This window comes from Chryseobacterium sp. MYb264, assembly GCF_035974275.1.
Classification (GTDB): domain Bacteria; phylum Bacteroidota; class Bacteroidia; order Flavobacteriales; family Weeksellaceae; genus Chryseobacterium.
This window is the reverse complement of record NZ_CP142422.1, coordinates 625243-646802: the sequence shown is the minus strand read 5'-3', so window position 1 is coordinate 646802 and position 21560 is coordinate 625243. Positions and strand designations below refer to the sequence as shown.

Here is a 21560-nt window from a genome sequence, read left to right as displayed (position 1 = left end):
TGTTGTTAATCCTTTTTAAGACAGAAATTCTGGTAAAATATAAAAGTAAAAATGAAAACGAAGCTTATTGCACCTTCCCTTTTATCCGCAGACTTTGGGAATCTGCAAAGAGACATTGAAATGCTGAACAATTCTCAGGCCGACTGGCTCCATGTGGATGTAATGGACGGAAGATTTGTTCCGAACATTTCATTTGGATTTCCCGTCATGAAAACTGTACAGCAACACGCTAAAAAATTTGTTGATGTACATTTGATGATTGTAGAACCGGAAAAATATGTTGAAGAATTTATCGATCATGGTGCAGATCTGGTTTCCGTTCATTATGAAGCCTGCACGCATCTTCACCGAACGATCCATTTAATTCAGAGCAAAGGAGCAAAAGCCGGCGTTGTTCTGAATCCTTCCACTCCAGTACTCCTGTTGGAAGATATAATTGCAGATGTTGATTTAGTATTATTAATGAGTGTAAATCCAGGATTCGGAGGACAGAAATTCATTGAAAATACTTATAAAAAAATTGCCGAAACTAAAGATTTGATCTTAAGCAACAATTCCACTGCTCTGATTGAAGTTGATGGCGGGGTAAATATTGACAATGCAGCAAAATTATTTGAAGCGGGAGCAGATGTTTTGGTAGCGGGAAATGCTGTTTTCTCGTCGGAAAACCCTGAAAGGACCATCGAACTCTTGAAAATTTAGTTCATATCCGACCATTCTATCATAGTCGAATAAAATCCATGAAAATTTAGTTTTCGTGGATTTTTAATTGAGGGGTGCACCTTATCGCCAGGAATGCACGATTTTTTTTATTTCCCGCAGATCTTCCTTTATGCTGCTGATATTTTTTTTGCTTAACCTTTTCGGTCTTTTATAAGTAGAACGGCTTGGGGAGCCTTAAAAAAACTCAGAGAACATTGTGTTCAAATAACAAAAGTATACGACAAGTAGAACGACGTTGCGAACGGAAAACCAGCAGTATCATTTAAAAATATCCTGACGAACTTAGCGTTAGAAATAATGATTTGCCACGAATGCACCAATAGTGTCTCTGTTGGTTTTTCGCAAAGCCGCAAAGATTTTTTTAATGCTTTATGTTTTTAAGGCGCAAGGATTTTATCAAAGATAAAATTGAGGACTGCATATAACGGCGACGAATTCACGAATTTTATACTCTTTTCTTTCTGAACTTATCTTAATAAACCCTGGAGGGGTTATATATCAGTAGCGTCGGGTGAAGCCCGACGAACAAGTATTTAATGATGCTATAACACCGTAGGGGTTGAATAATGTAAAGAAAATTTCAAAGATAAAATGGTATTATTTCCCACAGATGGCTCAGATTTAGAACTCTTCAGTAGAAAATCTTAGATTTTCAAAAACTTAAGTGTACTTCTATCCAGTTTAATTTTAAGCTTTACTTATCTAAAGTGTTAAAAAGCTTTTGTGACTTTTGACTCCGTCTAATCTTCGATTTGTGGTTAAATTTTTGCCACAGATTGAACTGATACCGTCTCTGTTGGTTTTTCGCAAAGCTGCAAAGGTATTTTTAATACTCTATGTTTTTAGTACGCAAAGATTTTAATTGGGAATACATAAGAAACTGTTTTTGCCATGCATACAGTAATCGTATTGCTTTCATCTCCAGTTTTTCAATGGATACATCAATAGCTGCAACCAAAGGATACCATAAAAGTTTGAATATAAAAGAGGCTGTCCTAAAAGTCAAACATCCCTTTTGAGAATTTAATATTTGCATAGACCTTCTCTATAGGGGTACGAAGAAAATCGACAAAAAAAAGAGGCTGCCAAAACTTTTTGGACAGCCTCTTAATATTCAAAACTTTAGAAATTACAGTAACAAAGTTAATGGACTTTCTAAATATGTTTTTAAAGTCTGTAAGAACTGAGCACCAGTAGCACCGTCTACCACTCTGTGATCACAAGCTAATGAAAGCTTCATGATATTTCCAACCACGATTTGTCCGTTTTTCACAACAGGCTTCTCAATAATTGCTCCTACTGAAAGGATTGCAGCGTTTGGTTGGTTAATGATACTTGTAAACGTTTCAATTCCGAACATACCCAAGTTTGAGATGGAGAAGGTAGAACCTTCCATTTCATTAGCTTTAAGGCCTTTGTTCTTAGCTCTTCCAGCCATATCTTTTACAGCAGCTGAAATCTGAGTATACGTCATTTGGTCTGTATTCTTAAGAACCGGCACAACCAATCCGTCAGGAATGGCAACCGCTACCCCGATATTGATGTTTCCTCTGTGAATGATCTTATCCCCTGCCCAGCTTGAATTTACCTGCGGGTGTTTTCTCAAGGCAACAGCAGTTGCTTTAATGATCATATCATTGAAAGAAATTTTAGTATCCGGTAAAGAATTGATTTCTTTTCTAGCCTCGATTGCTTTATCCATGTTAATTTCAACCATCAGATAATAGTGAGGCGCAGAGAATTTACTTTCAGAAAGACGCTTAGCGATAATATTTCTTACCTGTGAGTTCTGAGATTCTGTATCCTCACCCTGAACGAAGCTTAACGCAACCTGAGCAGCACCACTTGCAGCCGGAGCTGAAGACGCTGGTTTCGCAGATGGCTGATAATTTTCAATATCTTTTTTAACAATTCTTCCATTTTCTCCTGAACCTTGTACAGCATTGATATCAACCCCTTTGTCCTGAGCCATTTTCTTAGCTAACGGAGAAATGGCAACTCTGTCTGAAGATGATGCATTAGCAACCGGAGCAGCTTTTTCTTCTGTTTTAGCCTCCGTTTTTTGTTCAGCAGGCTTTTCTGATGAAGCAGCAGCCGGTTTTGCAGCACCTACACCAGAAACATCTGTTCCTGCAGGGCCGATAATCGCCAATACTGAATCCACGGGAGCAGCACCTCCTTCTTCAACACCTTGTTTTAATAATACTCCATTGAATTCAGATTCAAAATCCTGAACCGCTTTATCTGTTTCGATCTCAGCAAGAAGATCTCCTTCTTTTACTGTATCTCCTACATTTTTGTGCCATTTAGCCACTTTACCTTCTGTCATTGTATCAGAAAGTCTTGGCATAGTAATAACTTCTACTCCTGCAGGAACTTCAGTAGAAGCTTCCTGAGCAGCAGCAGCTTCTGCTTTAGGCTCTTCTTTTTTATCTTCAGAAGTACTGGGAGCGGCAGCCCCACCTGTTAATCCTGAAATATCTTCTCCTTCTTTACCAATAATCGCTAAAACTGAATCTACAACCGCTGCATTCCCCTCTTCTACACCTACGTACAAGAGAGTACCTTCAACTTCAGATTCAAAGTCCTGAACCGCTTTATCCGTTTCAATTTCAGCTAAAATGTCTCCTTCTTTTACCTTGTCTCCTACTTTTTTATGCCATTTAGCCACTTTTCCTTCCGTCATTGTATCGGAAAGACGTGGCATTGTAATAACTTCTGCCATAATTTAATATGTATTAATTTGTTAATGTGGATGATGTGATGATAAGAAAAGTGAAAGATTATGGTAACCTATCATATCATCGTATCAGCAAATTATTTTTTAGTTTTCTAATTTATCTAAGAATGGATAGTCTTCCTGAGCATAAACATACTCATAAACCTTATCTGCATCAGGGTATGGAGAATTTTCCATAAATTCTACGCACTCTTCAACAAAATCTCTTGATTTATTTTCTGTAGCTTCCAATTCCTCTTCTGTAGCCCATCCGTTTGATAAAATTCTTTGTTTGATCAATTCAATTGGGTCATCATTTTTGTGGATTGCCACTTCTTCCTTAGATCTGTATGGCTCAGCATCCGACATAGAGTGACCTCTGTAACGGTATGTTCTAGCCTCGATGAAAGTTGGCCCGTCTCCTCTTCTAGCTCTTTCGATCGCTTCATAAGCAGCTTCAGCCACTTTTTCAGGATCCATAGCATCTACGGCAAGACAAGGCATTTCGTACCCAAGTCCTAGTTTATAGATATCTTCGTGGTTAGCTGTTCTCTTTACAGAAGTTCCCATAGCGTACTGGTTGTTTTCTACAACGAAAACTACTGGAAGCTTCCAGTTCATCGCCATGTTAAACGTTTCATGTAATGACCCCTGTCTCGCAGCTCCATCACCGAAGTAACAGATATTTACTGCTTTTCTGTCAAAAAACTTATCTGCGAAAGCAATACCAGCCCCCAAAGGAATCTGACCTCCTACGATACCATGACCTCCGTAAAAACGGTGCTCCTTGCTGAAAATGTGCATAGATCCACCCATACCTCCTGACGTACCTGTAGCCTTGCCACAAAGTTCTGCCATGATTCTTTTAGGATCTACTCCCATTGCCATTGGGTGAATGTGGCATCGGTAAGCAGTAATCATACTGTCTTTAGTTAAATCCATTGCATGCGCGAAACCAGCAGGTATAGCCTCCTGACCGTTATACAAATGTAAAAAACCTCTGATTTTTTGCTTTAGATAAAGAGAACGGCATTTGTCTTCAAACCTTCTCCACATTGTCATATCTTCATACCACTTCAGGTATACCTCTTTAGAAAATTCTTTCATGTGTTGAGCTCTTGCTTATTTATTATGAAATAGTAGAGCAAAATTATAAAAAAAACTTTGTTTTTATTGTATACCTAGCCATTGTTTTTTTAGTTATAATGTTATATTTACATCATCAAACTTAAATATGGAAGAAAAAAGGCCTTCAGTAGTAGATAAAATTTCAAAAATCATTTCAGATTTTTTCAATCCTTTGGTTTCTTTGTTTATATTTTTCTTGTATACAAGTCTTAGAAATTCATCATTTCACAATTCTCTCACCTATTTCCTTCCTATTTTATTAATGATTATTATCCCGGTAATTATTTGGTTGGTGTGGAATGTAAAAACCGGAAGATACACCAATATGGATGTTTCTAATCGGGTTCAAAGAAAAACACTGTATATCTTTATAGGAATTTGTGTTATTGCTTACATTGGCTATAATTATTTTAAAAACGGACTGATTGATCTAGTCATGTTATTTATTTTAATACTTCTTTTAGCGTTACAGATCAGTAATTATTTCATCAAAAGCTCCATGCATACAGCATTTAATGTTTTTGTTGCAGCCTTATTTTTTTCATTAAATACAACATTCGGATTTCTTTGGCTAGGCATCGCTGCTTTAGTAGGAATTACAAGAATAATTTTAAAGAGACACACCCCGAAAGAAGTATTTATGGGCGCTGCAATTGCTTTTATGGTATCTTTTCTTTACCTTTATTGCAATATACAGTTTCAACATTAAGAATTTAACATGAAAATAAATCATCTAACAGCGGCGGAAGAAAACTTAATGAAATTGCTTTGGAAGTTGGACTCCTTTTATTTAAAGGACGTTATGGAGCAACATCCGGAGCCGAAACCGCACCAGAATACCGTTTCCACCTATGTAAAAATATTGGTTGAAAAAGGGTATTTATCAACTGAAAAACAAGGAAGAATCTTCAAATATTCTGTGGTTGTACCTTTTGACGATTATAAAAAATTTTTGATTAAGGAACTTTCCCATCATTTTTTCAACGATTCAGGAAAAGAGATCTTGGAATTTTTATTTAATGAAAAAATGATTTCTCAGGATGATCTTAAAGCATATTTTGATCTTAAAATAGAAATAAAACCTACCAAATTAAAAGAACCTGAGTTTGAATACGCCAATGAAATCTTAAATCCTAAAAAAGATAAAAAGAAGGAAAAAGATAAAGAAAAAAAGAAAAAGAAGAAAAAAGATTTGAAATAAAAAAACGCATTACTTTTTGTAATGCGTTTTTTAGTTATATATTACCTCCCTGTTCCTGAGCTCCAAATAGGTGAAGAATTCTGATAAATTACCAAATTTCCATCATTTTGAACATATAATTTTGTATCTCCTCTTCTTGATGAATTTGAGCTCCAGACTGCTTTATTGTAAGAATCATAAACCACTAAATTTCCATCATCTTGAAATTCTGCTCTACTCGCCTTATTAGTTGTTCCGGTTGACCAAATGGCTTCTCCATTATTCCTTGATAAAACTAAGTTACCATCATTTTGAAATACTAAATAGAAATTACCATTAGAGGAATAAACTTTATTATTTCTTCTAAATTCATATCCTGGATTTACACTACCACTTCTCCCTCTAAACCCCCAGCCATTTCCATTATTACCGTTTTGACTATTATTCCGATTGGTATTGGAAGCCCATAACGGATTATTTCTATTATAAATCACAAGATTACCATCATTCTGTATCGCCAATCTATCGGCATTTCTTCCACCAGTATTCGATGAAAATGCTACACCATTTCTATTAGTATAAACTACTAAATTACCATCATCTTGAAAAACTGCCTTCGCTCCTCTATTTGTAGTTTTTGAATCCCAAATTGATTTTCCTTGCCTGTTATAAAAAACTAAATTACCATCATTCTGAAAAATCAGGTAAGATCTTTTATCATCAGCCCAATATTTTCTATTTTGAGCAATATTTTGCCCTCTATAAATACTTTGCGCATTTAGAAAAAGCCCACAAGACATAATAAAAGCGGTAAATATATATTTTCTCATTTTAATAAATTTTTACATATAGAAAAAGTTTTCTAAAAGTATGCCAAAACAGGTACCACAAAACGATTATTTATTAATCAAATGATTTCGAGCACAATTATATTTTTCACACTGCTAACAAAAAAAAGAAGCTGCAAAAATTCACAGCTTCTTATTCAATAAAAAGCGATCTCAAAAAGACCGCTTATATTTTTTACCAACGTTTTCCTCCGCCGTTGTTTCCGCCACGGTTTCCACCACCATAACTTCCACCTCCGTTTCCGCCTCTGTTGTTTCCATAACCACCACCTCTGTTGTTATCGAAACTTCTTCTTGGCTTCTCTTCTCTTGGCTTAGCCTCAGATACGTTAAGTGTTTTTCCGTTAAATTCTTTCTGGTTAAGAGCTTCGATAGCTTGTGCTCCTTCTTCATCACCCATCTCAACAAAACCAAATCCTCTTGAGCGACCAGTTTCTCTGTCTAATACTATTTTAGCAGATGCTACATCGCCAAATTCTGCAAATAAATCGTGCAACTCATATTCTTTTGTTGCGTAATTGATGTTTGAAACAAAAATGTTCATTTTAAAAATAAATTAAATAATTAATAATAATTTGGTATATAAAAGAAAAGCAACATAAATTAATGAACAAATATTGATTCCAAATATAAACAGCTGCAAGATACAATTATTAATTTCAAATCAAAACATTTTTGAAAATTATTTCAATATAATTTTCAGCTTATTTTTTATTTGGTTAAATAGTATTAATTTATCACTAAATATTTATGAATATTTGTTAAAAAATCAATATTTAGCATATAATTATAATAATCTGGGGCTCGAAGCCTCTATTTTCATACCGTCAGATTTCACTATTAACTCTTAATTATTTTAAGTTCAAGAGAAACCGAAGGTCGTTTTTCTGCTCTTTATTGACGAAATTTTATGGTGCAGGCAATAATGATTGAGAAAATAAATCGTCTTCTTTTAAGAACTAAATATAAATCCTTTGATAAAGCCGGTTTTTAAAGCTAAATTTGCATCAGAAAAATTCAAATATGAACTATCATACAAGAAAATGGGTTAAACCCGAGGATTTAAATCCCAATCAATCACTTTTTGGAGGAAGATTATTACAATGGATCGATGAAGAAGCAGCTTTATATGCCGTGATTCAGCTTGAAAATAAAAAAGTGGTAACTAAATTTATTTCAGAGATCAACTTTGTAAGTTCAGCAAAACAAGGCGACATTATCGAAATCGGAATTGAAGTGACAAAATTCGGTTCCACATCGCTTACTTTGGCTTGTGAAGTACGAAATAAGATGACCCATCAGACTATTATTACGGTCGACAGAATTGTAATGGTAAATCTTGATCAGGACGGAAATCCGGCTGCCCATGGGAAAACACAAGTAGAATTTGTGAAAGACCGATTAAGCAACAAAGATTCGATATGAAAATCTTTATAAAAAATATGGTCTGTGGCAGATGTATTTCTGCTGTTGAAAATATTTTTAATGATATTAATATTAAGGTTAAAAATATTAATCTTGGTGAAGTTGAAACAGCGTCAGAAATTTCAGAAACGAACTTGCAAGCATTAGAAAAATACTTACAAAAGACGGGTTTTGAAAGAATAAAAGACTCTGCTCATCAACTGATCGAGAAAATTAAAAACCTGATTATTGTAAAAATCAGCGAATTGGATATTGATGAAAACTTTCTTTTATCAGAATTTTTAACGTCAAAACTTCACAAAGACTACAGTTCGCTTTCCAAAACATTTTCACAAAACGAAAACATTACTTTAGAGCAGTTTTTCATCCTTCAAAAAATTGAAAAGGTAAAAGAGCTGCTTCTTTATAATGAATTTACTTTAACAGAAATTGCAGGAAAACTGGGCTACAAAAGCGTTCAGCATTTATCTTCCCAGTTCAGAAACAGCACAGGCTTCACCCCTACTGAGTTTAAAAAATTGAAAATCCACAACAGAAAACCACTTGACCAAGTTTAGTTGAGTTTGAGTGTCGGAGGGTGTTAGCGTTTGAGTTTTTTGAGTTTAAGATCTCGCGGCTTTGGCAGATTTTTTTTAAATTTAAATAGTAAAGGTATGCGCAAAGATCTGCGCGATCTGTTAAATCTATGAGAGAAATTTAACACACTCTCCTACACTCAAACTCTAATACCCTACACCCCAACTGACAGAATTCTGTAAACATATTCCTTATATTTATAACACGTTTCCATTTGCATTTTGGAAATTTGTAGAGTAAATTAAAAGGATCATGGAAAAACAATATAAAATCCTCGGAATGACCTGTTCCGGTTGTCAGAAAAAGATTTCTGAAAAACTGAACAGCATCGAAGATATAAAAGCGGATGTTAATTTAGAAAACAACACCGCAACCATTTCTTCCGAGCAAGAATTTGAATTAAGTACTTTAAATAAAGCTTTAGAAGAAATCGGAAATTATAAATTAGAAGATCCGAATAATCCCGAAAAAGCTTTCATCAAGCCACAAGACAGGGTTTCGCCTTCTTCGGTTTATTATTGTCCGATGGAATGTGAAGGTGATAAAGTGTATTTTCAACAAGGAAAAAGATGTCCTACCTGTAATATGTTTTTGGTTCCGATTGAGGAAAAATTAGCCAAAGATCCTAACTTTAAACCTACTTTTTCCAAAACAAATCTTCCGGAAAATTTTAAAGATAATATTGGAAAATATTACTGTCCGATGTTTTGTGAAAGCGATAAAGTTTACGACGGCAATGTGGGTTGCCCCGTTTGTCATATGCATTTAGAGGAAATAACCGAAGGTTTGGTTAAAAATGCAGAATCTCATTCACACAATCATTCTCATGATTACAGTCATCATCATCATCATGAAGCTCCAAAAGTGACGGATGAAATGGCAGGGAAATATTACTGCCCGATGTATTGTGAAGGCGACAAAGTGTACGACACCAATGTCGGATGCCCAGTTTGCGGAATGGATTTGGTGAAATATCCTGAGAAGAAAGTCGCAAAATACACCTGCCCAATGCATCCGGAAATTATTCAGGATGAACCGGGCGATTGTCCGATTTGTGGGATGGATTTAGTCAGAATGCCTGACAAGGACGATGAAGAGGACGAAACATACAATATTTTAAAGAAAAAATTCTTCATTTCTTTAGGTTTTACCATTCCAGTTTTCATTCTTTCGATGGGCGGAATGTTTATTAACTTTCCTTTTTCGCATCAGATTCAGGGAATTTTTGAATTGATTTTAACACTTCCTGTTTTATTTTATTCAGGGTGGTTTTTGATGAAAAGAGGCTGGATTTCCTTCAAAACATGGAACTTAAACATGTTCAGTCTAATTGTTTTAGGAGTTGCTGCCGCTTTCATTTTCAGCATTGTTGCTTTGGCTTTTCCAGATATTATTCCGCATGAAATTCGCGGTCATAATCATGAAATCCCATTATATTTTGAAGCCGTTTGCGTGATTTTAACGTTGGTTATTTTAGGTCAGTTGATGGAAGCTGCGGCGCATAAAAAAACAGGTAATGCTATTCGTGAACTGATGAATTTATCGCCTGATGAAGCTAATCTTATCATTAACGGCGAAGAAAAAAAAGTATTGCTTTCTCAGGTGAAAATCGGTGATTTATTAAAAGTAAAACCCGGTGAAAAAATTCCTGTTGACGGAAAAATCATGGAAGGGAATTCCTATGTTGATGAAAGTATGATTACAGGTGAGCCCATTCCGGTGGAAAAAAGTATTGACGATAAAGTTTCTTCCGGAACCATCAATGGAAATCAGGTTTTCATTATGAAAGCTGAAAAAGTTGGCGATGAAACCTTGCTTTCTCAAATCATAAAAATGGTAAACGAAGCCAGCCGAAGCAAAGCGCCGATTCAGAAACTAACAGATAAAGTGGCAAAAGTTTTTGTTCCGACTGTCATTTTAATTGCGGTTCTTACTTTTATTTTATGGCAGTTTTTCGGTCCCGAAGGTCAAAAAACATTATTTGCATTTATCAATGCTGTTGCAGTTTTAATTGTTGCTTGTCCGTGTGCTTTAGGTTTGGCAACACCGATGTCTTTGATGGTCGGAATTGGTAAAGGAGCAAAAAATGGTATTTTAATTAAAAATGCTGAAGCTCTCGAACAAATGAACAAAGTAAATGTTCTGATCACCGATAAAACAGGAACTTTAACAGAAGGAAAACCGTCTTTAGAACATATTGAAACGATTAATAGTGACCAAAATTCAATTCTGAAATTAGCCTATTCTTTAAATCAAAATTCCGAACATCCGTTGTCGAATGCGGTGATTAAAAAAGCAAAAGACGAGAAGATTTCTGCAGAAAAAGTTGAGCAATTTGAAAATATTTCTGGAAAAGGGATAAAAGGAAATATTCATGGAAAAACTATTTATCTTGGAAACGAAAGCTTACTGACTTCAAATCAAATTACCATTCCAGAAAATTTAAAACAAAAGGCGATTAAAATTCAAGAAAAAGCACATACGATTTCTTATGTTGCTCAGGAAAATGAAGTGTTGGGATTCATTAGTTTTACGGATAAAATTAAGGAAAGTTCTAAAAAAGCAGTTCAGCAATTGTTAAGCGAAGGCATCGATGTGATCATGATGACTGGTGATAATGAACATACCGCAAAAGCCGTGGCAGACGAATTGGGAATCAAGCATTTTAAAGCCAATTGTCATCCTGAGGATAAATTAAATGAAGTTAAAAAACTGCAACAACAAGGAAAAATCGTAGCAATGACCGGCGACGGAATCAACGACTCTCCTGCCCTTGCGCAAGCCAATATCGGAATCGCGATGGGAACAGGAACCGATGTTGCTATTGAAAGTGCCGAAATCACTTTATTAAAAGGCGATATTTTAGGCGTTGCGAAAGCGAAGTTACTAAGCGAAAAGCTTCTGAAAAATATAAAGGAAAATCTGTTTTTTGCTTTTATTTATAATGTATTGGGCGTTCCGATTGCAGCTGGATTATTATATCCTTTCTTCGGAATTCTTTTATCACCAATGATTGCGGCTGCAGCGATGAGTTGTAGTTCTTTATCTGTGATTTTAAATTCTTTACGACTCAATTCTGTCGATTTAAATGTGAAAAATTAAATATAAAAAATTCCCCGAAAGATAATTTTCGGGGAATTTTTTTAATATGCTCTTGCTATTACAAAAGCTTTAATAATTCTTCTGCAACCTTCTCTGAAGAAGCAGGATTTTGTCCGGTCACCAATGTTCCGTCTACTACAGCATAAGGATTCCAGTCCGCGATTTTACTATAATTTCCACCATTATTTTTCAGCATATCTTCCACCAAAAAAGGAACAATATCCGTCAATTGAACAGCATCTTCTTCTGTATTGGTAAACCCGGTTACATTTTTACCTTTCACCAAATACTCTCCATTGATTTTCACATCTTTTAGAACACCCGGAGCGTGACATACAAATCCAACAGGTTTATCACTCGTATAAAAATCTACGATTAACTGTTGAGAAAACTGATCTTCTGCCAAATCCCATAGCGGCCCGTGACCTCCGGGATAAAATACAGCATCGTAATCTTTACTGTCAATGCTGGAAAGCACAAGTGTATTTTCTAATTTATTCTTCAAAACGGCATCATTATCCATTCTTCGCGTAGCATCTGTCTGAGAAGCCGGATCTTCACTTTTAGGATCGATAGGCGGCAGACCTCCTTTTGGAGAAGCAATCGTAATTTCTACGCCTTTGTCTGATAAAGCATAATAAGGAGCGGCAAGTTCTTCCGTCCAAAATCCTGTTTTTAATCCTGTATTTCCTAATTCGTCGTGGCTCGTAAGCACAAATAAAACTTTTTTGTTCATTTTACTATTTTTATTAATTAATAGTACAAAGTTGGTGCTATTCGTGAATTTAAAACAGGACAAAAGTCACATATTTTCTGTGATGAATGTCACAATTTGTTTGAAATTCTGCTTAAAGTTTCTCTTGAAACGCCCAAATACGAAGCAATAATAGTTTTAGAAATTCTCTGCAGAAGCTGCGGATACTGATGGGAAAACTGCTCAAACCGTTCTTTAGCATTTGTGGTAAGCAATGATAAAATTCTTTGCTGCAATGCGACATAGCCAAAACTATTCTTTAATCTGAAAAAATGCTCTATTTTATGATTTTCAGCACATATTTTTTCTAAATTTTCTTTTGAAATATAAACCAATTCCACATCTTCCAGACAATCAATCGTCATTACAGACGGCATATTATTGTAAAATGAATTAAAATCTGAAACCCACCAATTCTCCATCGCAAACTGAGCAATATGTTCTTTACCTTCCTGATCGATGAAAGAAGCTTTCAATAAACCTTTGATAACAAAATAAATATGGGTTACCTGTTCATTTTCCTGTATTAGATATTGATGTTTTTTAAGCTTTTTAAACTTGAAAAAAGAATTTACATATTCAAATTCTTCATCGGTTAGAGGTACTATTTCCTCAAAATGTTTTCGCAGTTCTGCACTCATCAGGATCTGAATATTTTCTAATGTATCAAATATACGAATCAAACTACTTTAGATGAAGTAAAGAAATTAAAATTTTAAAATAAAAGTTCTTTACAAATCAATATCATAAATTGAAATTTTGATTTTTTTTAACATTTTATTAAAGGTATTTTTACCGATTTTCAATCATAAAACATTTATGTAAAATCACAATCATTTTTAGAGTAAAAACTACTCAAAATAAAGTTATTAAAATATCCTTAAAAAGTGAAAACTGATGAAAATATGGCACATAATTTGCTCAAAATTCGGTGGGAAATTTAACATATTTTAACAACACAAATTCCTTTCAAATTTTATGAGAAAAACTTTTGCGGGAAAGTCTAGAAACAAGACTTTTCTGGGGATGATTGCATTGATGAGTGCAACTTCAATTATACTTAACGGTTGTAACCGACAAATCGACAAAAAAGATTCAGAAAGCCTGATTTCAAATAATTATCCCGACGCAAAAATTGTCCCCAAAGTTGATGATGAAAGTGTAGTTACTGATAAAAGAGTGATTTACCTGACATTTGATGACGGCCCAAACCAGGGAACAGAAAACCTTCTCAAAATCCTTAATAAAAGAAATGTTGTTGCCACTGCTTTTGTAGTCGGGCAGCACGCGTATGGCAGCAAAAAGCAAAAAGATGATATGGAACTTTTAAAGAAAGATCCGCTTATCGAACTTGCTAATCACAGCTTTACCCACGCGCACAACAAATACAGTGATTTTTACAAAAATTATGAAGCTGTTGTCCGAGATTTTGATGCAGCAAGAGACAGCTTAAAATTGTATAATAAAATTGCAAGAACGCCCGGAAGAAATATCTGGAGGCTGAAAAATATTAACGTTACCGATATTAAAAGTTCAACACAGGCTGCCAACAGATTAAAACAAGCTGGCTACAAAGTCGTGGGTTGGGATTTGGAATGGAGACCCACCAATAAAATGGCTTTAAAAGGAAGTCATGAAGCGATGTTAAAAAAGGTTGACAGTATATTTTTCAATGATCTGGAAAAAACATCAAGACATCTTGTTTTTCTTACACACGATCAATATTTAACCGATGCTGATTCTATTAATGAATTAGACATGTTTATTGAAAAACTACAAAAAACCAACCGTTTTGTATTTAGAAAAATTTCAAAATATCCTGAGATTAATGAAATTTTAAATTAATTTCTTCACTGAAAATATAAATGCCTCGACAAGACAAGCACGACATTGCTGAAAATTATTAGGAATGTCATGCTGAGCTTTGTCGAAGCTTTTTTATCATTGAACTTTTAAGAAATTTGTTTAAACTCATTTTAAATTTAACCGCAAAAGAAACAAAAGACCTTATTGGATTTATTTAAAGTATGTCAAAAGTCTACAAAGATAAAAATCAAAGATTTTCTTTTGTAATGGTGATGATCAATTTAATCGTAGATAAAATCCTTGTGTCTTAAAGCACGCTACAGGCTAAATAACTTTGTCCCTTTGCAAAAAAACAACCTAAAATTCATTTTGATTAATTTTTAAACAGGATCTAAGTATTAAAATCTTTTGCATCTTTTGTGGTAAAAAGTTTAAGGTTAAATCACAATCCAATAACTAAGAACCATAAGCCATCAACTAAATTCACATTTCATTCGTTTTTTGCTTTTAAAATTCAGAAATTTGCAATTATGAGTATTCAGGAAAATTACAATGATATAAAAAGCCAGCTTCCTTCCGATGTTCAGTTGGTTGCGGTTTCAAAAACACATCCGGTTTCGGCGATTCAGGAAGTGTATGATCTTGGACAAAGAGTTTTTGGTGAAAATAAAGTTCAGGAAGTTGTGGAGAAATATCCGCTTCTTCCCAAAGACATTCAGTGGCATCTGATCGGACATTTACAAACCAATAAAGTAAAATATATTGCTGAGTTTGTAGACACCATCCAAAGTGTAGATTCTGAGAAATTGCTGTTGGAAATCAATAAAGAAGCCGGAAAACATAGCCGAACGATTAAAGTATTGCTTCAGGTGAAAATTGCAGCAGAAGATACAAAATTCGGTTTGGAGGTTGAAGAAGCGAAAAATTTGTTTCAAAAGTACCTCAACGGAGAATTTCCGAATGTAGAAATCACCGGTTTGATGGGAATGGCAACCTTTACAGACGATAAAAACCAGGTTAAAAAGGAATTTTTAACGCTAAAAAGAATTTTTGATGAATTAAATCAACTAAAATCTTTACAAACATTATCAATGGGAATGAGTGATGATTTCCCGATTGCCATTGAAGCGGGTGCTAATTCGGTGCGTGTAGGTTCGGCAATTTTTGGGAGAAGAGATTATTCAAACTCTTTGATTTAGGTATAGTTTTTGCTAATAATTCAATCAAAAAATCTAAATTTGCACCTATGCAAAAAATCCTTATTGTAGAAGACGAAAAAGCAATCTCAGGAGTACTTCACAGTATTCTTTCTGATGAACTAACTGACTATGAATTTGTTATCGCCGAGGACGGCCTGGAAGGTTACAAACATATCGAAAAAGAAGACTTCGCGTTAGTAATTTCCGATATCAAAATGCCTAAACTTTCGGGTACCGAACTTTTAAAGCAAAGCATGGCTTTAAAACCTGAAACCACTTTTATCATGATTTCAGGACACGCAGATATCGATTCTGCAGTTTCTTGTCTTAAAGAAGGTGCGTATGATTTCATTTCCAAGCCGATTGACATCAACCGATTGATTACCAGCGTAAAAAATGCTTTAGCAAAGGAAACTCTGAAGAAAGAAAACAAAAATCTTCAGACTGAAAACAAAACATTAAAGAAAAAAGTCAACAAAAAATACCAGATGATCGGTCAGTCCGCTGAATTACAAAAAATTCAGGATATGATTGAAAAGGTAGCAGTTTCTGATGCCAGAGTTTTAATCACGGGTCCTAACGGAGCCGGAAAAGAACTGGTTGCACATGCGATTCACAATCAAAGTGAAAGAGCAAGAGGCCCAATGGTAGAGGTAAACTGTGCCGCTATTCCGTCTGAACTTATTGAGTCTGAACTTTTCGGCCACGTAAAAGGATCTTTTACAGGAGCAATCAAGGATAAGCAAGGAAAATTTGAGCAGGCTAACGGAGGTACTATTTTCTTAGATGAAATCGGAGATATGAGCTTAATCGCTCAGGCAAAGGTTTTGAGAGCATTACAGGAAAGCAAAGTTTCTCCTGTAGGAAGCGATAAAGAAATAAAAGTTGATGTAAGAGTACTTGCAGCAACCAACAAGAATATGCAGAAAGAAATTGAAGCAGGAAGATTCAGAGAAGACCTTTATCACAGACTTTCTGTAATCGAAATCTACGTTCCGCCATTGGATGACAGAAAAGAAGATATCCAGTTATTGGTAGAGCATTTTTCTGGAATGATCGCTGATGAGCACGGTAATGCATCGAAAAAATTCGACGATAAGGCTATTGATGCGTTAAAAGCATTGTCATGGACTGGAAACATCAGGGAATTGAGAAACGTTGTAGAAAGGTTAATTATTTTAGGAGGAAGTACTGTATCCGCCGAAGACGTTGCAAGTTTTGTAAGGAAATAATTTAATTATTATTTAAAATAAATTATAAAAATTTGCAGTAACATTACTGCAAATTTTTTTTTTGATCTAAACTATATATGAATAAACTATTATGAACTTTTTAAATAAAAAATATACAAAAGAATGCCTTACTTTGGCTCTTCCTGTGATGTTGACGCAGGTGGGGCAAGTCTCGGTGAATTTATTCGACAATATTATTGTCGGGCAGTTATTAGGAGCAGATGCACTGGCGTCTGTTTCATTGGGAAATGCGGTGTTTTTCTCCGTGTTTGTATTGGCATTGGGATTCTCTTTTGCCATTCCGCCATTGGTTTCTCAGGCGCATTCTCAGAATGATCATAAAACGATCAACTCTGTTTTCAGTCACGGGTTTATCATCAATATGTCGGTTGGGATTTTACTGATGGGTTTATTGCTATTGGCAATGCCACTACTCTATCATTCCGGGCAGCCGGCGAAGATCATACCAGATACGGTAGATTTCCTTACCATTATGCTGATCAGCATTGTGCCTTTCATGGCATTTCAGACATTGAGAGAGGTTTCCGAAGGATTATCTTATACCATCGGAGTTACAAAAGCAACCATTATTGCGAATGTCATCAACATTGTTTTAAACTATGTTTTCATCAAAGGACTTTGGATCTTCCCTGAAATGGGTGTAAAAGGTTCTGCTTTGGCGAGTTTGATTTCCAGAGTTTTCATGGTGATATTCCTGTATTTTGTTTTATTAAATGAAAAGAAAACAAAGCAATACATCAAGGATTTTTCTTTAAAAATGGAGGTTTTCTCCAAAAAAATGTTTGATAAAATGCTGAGATTGGGGTTACCAACCGCTTTACAGATGTTCTTCGAAGTAACCGCTTTTGCAGGAGCTGCTTTTATCTGTGGTTTGATTTCCGCGCACGATATTGCTTCTCACCAGATCGCATTGAGTATGGCTTCATTCACCTTTAATTTATGTATTGGTTTCAGTGTGGCATCAACTGTAATGATCGGAAGAAAACTAGGCGAACAAAACTTCATCGAACTAAGACAAATAGGAATCAACAACTTGAAAATAGCATTCATTTTCATGTGTATTTGTGGTATTGTATTTATTTTAGGAAGAAATATCCTTCCGACTTTCTTTACTAAAAAAGAGGAAGTAGAAGTAATTACATTAGCTTCAAAATTGATGATCATCGCTGCTTTATTCCAGCTTTCAGACGGAATTCAGGTAACAGCTTTGGGTATGCTGAGAGGTTTGCAGGATGTGAAAATTCCTTCTATTTATACCTTTATCGCGTATTGGGTAATTACGATTCCATTAGGTTATTTCCTTTGTGTAACCTTGAAAATGGGAGCTTTCGGAATGTGGATTGCGTTAGGATTAGGATTAACGGTATCTGCAGTAATGCTCGTCAAACGATTTTTAAATATGTCTGCGAAAAGAGTAAAGCAGAATGCATAATATATAAAGCGGTCTTTTGGGATCGCTTTTTTTTATTTATCAAATCTTTCAAACAATCCATCAAATAAGAATATTATCTATCTTTGTATCCCTTAAAACTATTAAAATCAGAAATCAAAGAATGAGAAAAACAATGCTTCTTTTAGGGTTGTGTATTGCCTCTTTTTACCAATCGCAAACCAATAGATTCACTTATGAGCTACAATACAGAAGAGAAGCTTCTGAGGAATACCGAAAAGAATTAATGAATCTCGACATCAATCCGGAATCTGTAAAATTTTATGATAAAAAATTCGCGGAGTACGATTCAGTCAACACAAGTCATCAACAGGCTGTCTCGAGGTACAGTACAAAGACCGATCAGGTTCTCAGCCGAAAGCTGAATTCTTCAAAAAACAGTCAGTATCGCGATTTCTTTGAATATTTCGTGATAAAAACCGATGATGATATCAAATGGAATTTATCTTCTGAAACTCAGGAATACAATGGTTATAAATTACAAAAAGCAACTGCCGATTTTGGTGGCAGAAGCTGGATTGCATGGTTCTCAAATGATATCAATATTAAAGAAGGTCCTTACAAGTTCCGCGGACTTCCCGGATTGATATTTATTGTAGAAGATACCGACAAAAACTTTATTTATAAGCTCATCCATAATACAAAACTGGCACAAACTTATGATAGTACAAATTTTGTTGAAACTCATTACGGAAAGCCAGCTTTAGCAACTACGAATGCTCAATTCAATACTTTTATAGAAGATTTTTATGCTAATCCTACTAAAGATCTTGCGGAAGGAATAAAAAAAGGAGAAAAGCCTTCTTTTAAAAATGAAACCATCGAAAGTATTGAGGAACTTAACCGTAAAAAAGGAATGCTTCAGAAAGGTATCAAAAGCAGATATATTTATATAGAAAAAGATAAGGAACCGGCATTCCGGTAACAGAAAACGGGCGCTGAGATGACAGCTGCCCGTTTTTTTATGATATCATGTTTATTATGAAAGAAGCTTTATCTTCCGTAAACATACCTTTCCTAAAGCATCTTAAGATTATTAACTTCCTGATCTGTAAGAATTCTCCAGTGTCCTCGTTTGATATTTTTCTTTGTCAATCCAGCGAACATCACTCGATCCAGAGCTTCCACCTCGTATCCTAAACGTTGGAAAATTCTTCTGATTACACGGTTCCATCCGATATGGATCTCAATTCCCACTTCAGTTTTAGGCTTACCTTCAATGAAAGAAATCTGATCAACCACTGCTACCCCTTCATCCAGACGGATACCTTCAGCAATCAGCTTCATGTCTTCATGGGTTAATTTTTTATCCAGGGTCACATGATAAATCTTCTTTGCGTCAAAAGAAGGGTGTGTTAACTTTTTAGTCATATGCCCGTCATTGGTCAATAAGATAACCCCTGTGGTAGAACGATCCAGCCTTCCTACAGGAAAAACACGGTAAGGAGAAGCATTCGCTACCAGATCCATTACAGTCTTTCTCGCCTTATCATCCTTTGTGGTAGAAATATAGCCTTTGGGCTTATTTAACAATACATATACGGGCTTTTCCGGAGTTATGCTCTGTCCGTCAAAAACCACTTTATCTGTTTTCTGAACCTGATACCCCATCTCTGTTACTACCTTCCCGTTGACTTCTACCAATCCTTGGGTGATAAGTTCATCAGCTTCTCTTCTGCTGCAAATTCCTGAATTAGCAATAAATTTATTAAGACGGATGGTATCCTTATGTACATCCTTATCAATCTTATTTAATCTTCTTTTCTGTACGAAAGATTTTGCTTTATCATCTCTTTCTTCACTACCAGAAGGTCTTTTTCCATATTTTAAACTGCCTCTTTCATACTTATCTCTGGTGTCGAAAGTATTTCTGCTGCCTCCTCTTTTTGGAGCTGGCTTTCCGAAAGATTTTTTTCCTTCCCCTGAATTCGTAATGAATGGTTCTTGTTCAGTTTTTCCATATTTCTTATCCATACGGGCCTGGTAACTGTTGTCACCTCTCCCGGAATAAGAAGTAGTATCAGAATCTCTTTCACCTCTGGCGAAAGGTTTCTTTTCAAATCTAGAGTTAGACCCTTTATGTTCTGAATTTCTTTCACCGGCTTTCGGGAAAGGCTTTTTAAAAGATTTTGATCCTGAAGAATTTCCAGATCTAGAAGCACGAGAATCATCAGAATTATTTCTTGTTGAAGTTCTTGGTCTTTTGGGTTTTCCTGAATTATTATCTCTGCTCATTATAAAATATTTTTGCAAAGATAGTAATTTAGTTACGAGTTAAAAATTAAGAATCATAACTTTGCAGGATAGTTTATTTTTTAACCTGATATAAAATCCAAAAATGATAACAATTGTAGACGATAATTTCTCTCAGTTAAACGGCTTTCTTCACGAAAAATCCTTCAGCAAAATTTTTATTTTAGTTGATGAAAACACTCATGAATATTGTCTTCCTATCCTTTTGGGAAATATGGAAACGGATCTTGGATTTGAAATTCTGGAGATTGAGGCCGGGGAAGAAATGAAAAATATTCAGACTGCCAATCAGCTTTGGGAAATTCTTACAGAAATGCGGGCGGACCGTAAAGCACTGGTCATTAACCTTGGGGGTGGCGTCATTACAGATATGGGCGGTTTTGTTGCTTCTACTTACAAACGAGGTATTCAGTTCATTAATATTCCGACAACCCTTCTGTCGATGTGTGATGCTTCCATTGGAGGAAAAACCGGAATCGACCTGATGCATTATAAAAATATGGTCGGAACCTTTACCTTTCCCGAAAAAATATTTGTATATCCTCAATTTTTAGAAACCCTTCCTTTTAAAGAAGTGAGAAGCGGATTTGCGGAAATGCTGAAACACGGATTAATTGCCGACAGATCCCACTGGGACAGTTTAATTAAAATTCACAAATTAGATACTGAAGGGATAACTCCCCATATCCAGACCTCAATGAGTATTAAACAAAACGTAGTGGATCTTGATTTTCATGAAAAGAACATCCGTAAAACACTTAATTTCGGACACACCATTGGTCACGCTGTTGAAAGTTTATGCCTGAGCCAGGGAAACCCTATTCTTCACGGAGAAGCAGTAGCCATGGGAATGATTTCGGAAACCCATCTTTCCTATCTCGAAGGTTTGATTTCCAAAGAAGATTCAGAAATGATTATTGAAAACATTCAAAAATATTATCCATATCTTGACATCAGCGATTTTAAAGACGAAGATATTTTCAGTTTATTATTAAATGATAAAAAGAATGCCGACAGCAAGATCAATTTTTCTCTGCTTACGGATGTAGGATCTTGTAATTTTGATCATCAGTGCAGCCAACAGAATATTCAGAAATCTTTAGATTTTTACAGAAATTTAGACAATGAACAGCTTTAAATATGT

Annotated in this window: 19 protein-coding genes; 12 read left to right on the top strand and 7 right to left on the bottom strand. The window is 35.2% G+C overall.

What is annotated here, in order from left to right; translation table 11 throughout:
- Window positions 1-51: 51 nt before the first annotated feature.
- Window positions 52-702, top strand: coding sequence for a ribulose-phosphate 3-epimerase (gene rpe / locus VUJ46_RS02805; protein WP_326983491.1), 651 nt, complete (start codon window positions 52-54; stop codon window positions 700-702).
- Window positions 703-1852: 1150 nt separating this feature from the next.
- Here rpe and VUJ46_RS02800 read toward each other — a convergent pair.
- Together VUJ46_RS02800 and pdhA are read right to left on the bottom strand one after the other, a co-directional pair.
- Window positions 1853-3448, bottom strand: coding sequence for a 2-oxo acid dehydrogenase subunit E2 (locus VUJ46_RS02800; RefSeq protein WP_326983490.1), 1596 nt, complete (start codon window positions 3446-3448; stop codon window positions 1853-1855).
- A 99-nt stretch (window positions 3449-3547) separates the two neighbouring features.
- Window positions 3548-4549, bottom strand: coding sequence for a pyruvate dehydrogenase (acetyl-transferring) E1 component subunit alpha (gene pdhA, locus VUJ46_RS02795; protein WP_326983489.1), 1002 nt, complete (start codon window positions 4547-4549; stop codon window positions 3548-3550).
- Window positions 4550-4676: 127 nt separating this feature from the next.
- Here pdhA and VUJ46_RS02790 point away from each other — a divergent pair, with 127 nt between their 5' ends.
- Window positions 4677-5279 (top strand): phosphatase PAP2 family protein, encoded by a 603-nt coding sequence (locus VUJ46_RS02790; protein WP_326983488.1) that lies wholly within the window; start codon window positions 4677-4679, stop codon window positions 5277-5279.
- A gap of 9 nt (window positions 5280-5288) precedes the next feature.
- A complete protein-coding gene (locus tag VUJ46_RS02785) occupies window positions 5289-5771 on the top strand; it encodes a BlaI/MecI/CopY family transcriptional regulator (RefSeq protein WP_326983487.1) in 483 nt (160 codons plus the stop codon).
- Between the two features lie 41 nt (window positions 5772-5812).
- On the opposite strand, the gene VUJ46_RS02780 is transcribed toward VUJ46_RS02785, so the two are convergent.
- Both VUJ46_RS02780 and VUJ46_RS02775 read right to left on the bottom strand, forming a co-directional pair.
- On the bottom strand, window positions 5813-6580 hold the full coding sequence (locus VUJ46_RS02780; RefSeq protein ID WP_326983486.1) for a bulb-type lectin domain-containing protein: 768 nt from the start codon (window positions 6578-6580) through the stop codon (window positions 5813-5815).
- Between the two features lie 193 nt (window positions 6581-6773).
- Window positions 6774-7142: an RNA recognition motif domain-containing protein gene (locus VUJ46_RS02775; protein ID WP_326983485.1), complete on the bottom strand. Its 369-nt coding sequence runs from the start codon at window positions 7140-7142 to the stop codon at window positions 6774-6776.
- A gap of 479 nt (window positions 7143-7621) precedes the next feature.
- On the opposite strand from VUJ46_RS02775, the gene VUJ46_RS02770 reads away from it, so the two are divergent.
- The 3 genes from VUJ46_RS02770 (at window position 7622) to VUJ46_RS02760 (ending at window position 11701) form a co-directional block, all read left to right on the top strand.
- Window positions 7622-8023 (top strand): acyl-CoA thioesterase, encoded by a 402-nt coding sequence (locus tag VUJ46_RS02770; RefSeq protein WP_326983484.1) that lies wholly within the window; start codon window positions 7622-7624, stop codon window positions 8021-8023.
- Window positions 8020-8580, top strand: coding sequence for an AraC family transcriptional regulator (locus VUJ46_RS02765; RefSeq protein WP_326983483.1), 561 nt, complete (start codon window positions 8020-8022; stop codon window positions 8578-8580). The genes VUJ46_RS02770 and VUJ46_RS02765 overlap by 4 nt, the downstream gene beginning before the upstream one ends.
- A 271-nt stretch (window positions 8581-8851) precedes the next feature.
- The gene (locus VUJ46_RS02760; protein WP_326983482.1) at window positions 8852-11701 is read left to right on the top strand and encodes a heavy metal translocating P-type ATPase; all 2850 of its coding nucleotides are present in this window, start codon (window positions 8852-8854) and stop codon (window positions 11699-11701) included.
- 58 nt (window positions 11702-11759) lie between these two features.
- On the opposite strand, the gene VUJ46_RS02755 is transcribed toward VUJ46_RS02760, so the two are convergent.
- A complete protein-coding gene (locus tag VUJ46_RS02755) occupies window positions 11760-12437 on the bottom strand; it encodes a type 1 glutamine amidotransferase domain-containing protein (protein ID WP_326983481.1) in 678 nt (225 codons plus the stop codon).
- An 89-nt stretch (window positions 12438-12526) separates the two neighbouring features.
- Window positions 12527-13138, bottom strand: a complete 612-nt coding sequence (locus VUJ46_RS02750) for a Crp/Fnr family transcriptional regulator (RefSeq protein WP_326983480.1) — start codon at window positions 13136-13138, stop codon at window positions 12527-12529.
- 295 nt (window positions 13139-13433) lie between these two features.
- Between VUJ46_RS02750 and VUJ46_RS02745 the strand changes: the two genes are divergently transcribed.
- The 5 genes from VUJ46_RS02745 to VUJ46_RS02725 all read left to right on the top strand — a co-directional run bounded on the left by VUJ46_RS02745 (window position 13434) and on the right by VUJ46_RS02725 (window position 19088).
- Entirely contained in the window at window positions 13434-14300 is an 867-nt protein-coding gene (locus VUJ46_RS02745) for a polysaccharide deacetylase family protein (protein ID WP_326983479.1), read from the top strand.
- A 491-nt stretch (window positions 14301-14791) separates the two neighbouring features.
- Complete coding sequence (locus VUJ46_RS02740) at window positions 14792-15460, top strand: YggS family pyridoxal phosphate-dependent enzyme (RefSeq protein WP_326983478.1); 669 nt, start codon at window positions 14792-14794, stop codon at window positions 15458-15460.
- 47 nt (window positions 15461-15507) lie between these two features.
- Complete coding sequence (locus VUJ46_RS02735; RefSeq protein WP_326983477.1) at window positions 15508-16692, top strand: sigma-54-dependent transcriptional regulator; 1185 nt, start codon at window positions 15508-15510, stop codon at window positions 16690-16692.
- Between the two features lie 91 nt (window positions 16693-16783).
- On the top strand, window positions 16784-18145 hold the full coding sequence (locus VUJ46_RS02730) for an MATE family efflux transporter (protein WP_326983476.1): 1362 nt from the start codon (window positions 16784-16786) through the stop codon (window positions 18143-18145).
- 121 nt (window positions 18146-18266) lie between these two features.
- Window positions 18267-19088, top strand: a complete 822-nt coding sequence (locus tag VUJ46_RS02725; protein WP_326983475.1) for a GLPGLI family protein — start codon at window positions 18267-18269, stop codon at window positions 19086-19088.
- 92 nt (window positions 19089-19180) lie between these two features.
- Here the strand turns inward: VUJ46_RS02725 and VUJ46_RS02720 are convergent, their stop codons facing one another.
- Window positions 19181-20137 carry a pseudouridine synthase gene (locus VUJ46_RS02720; RefSeq protein WP_326985070.1) on the bottom strand — a complete coding sequence of 319 codons (957 nt, stop codon included), beginning with the start codon at window positions 20135-20137 and terminating at the stop codon, window positions 19181-19183.
- A 364-nt stretch (window positions 20138-20501) separates the two neighbouring features.
- Between VUJ46_RS02720 and aroB the strand changes: the two genes are divergently transcribed.
- A complete protein-coding gene (gene aroB / locus VUJ46_RS02715) occupies window positions 20502-21554 on the top strand; it encodes a 3-dehydroquinate synthase (protein WP_326983474.1) in 1053 nt (350 codons plus the stop codon).
- The last annotated feature ends 6 nt before the right edge of the window (window positions 21555-21560 follow it).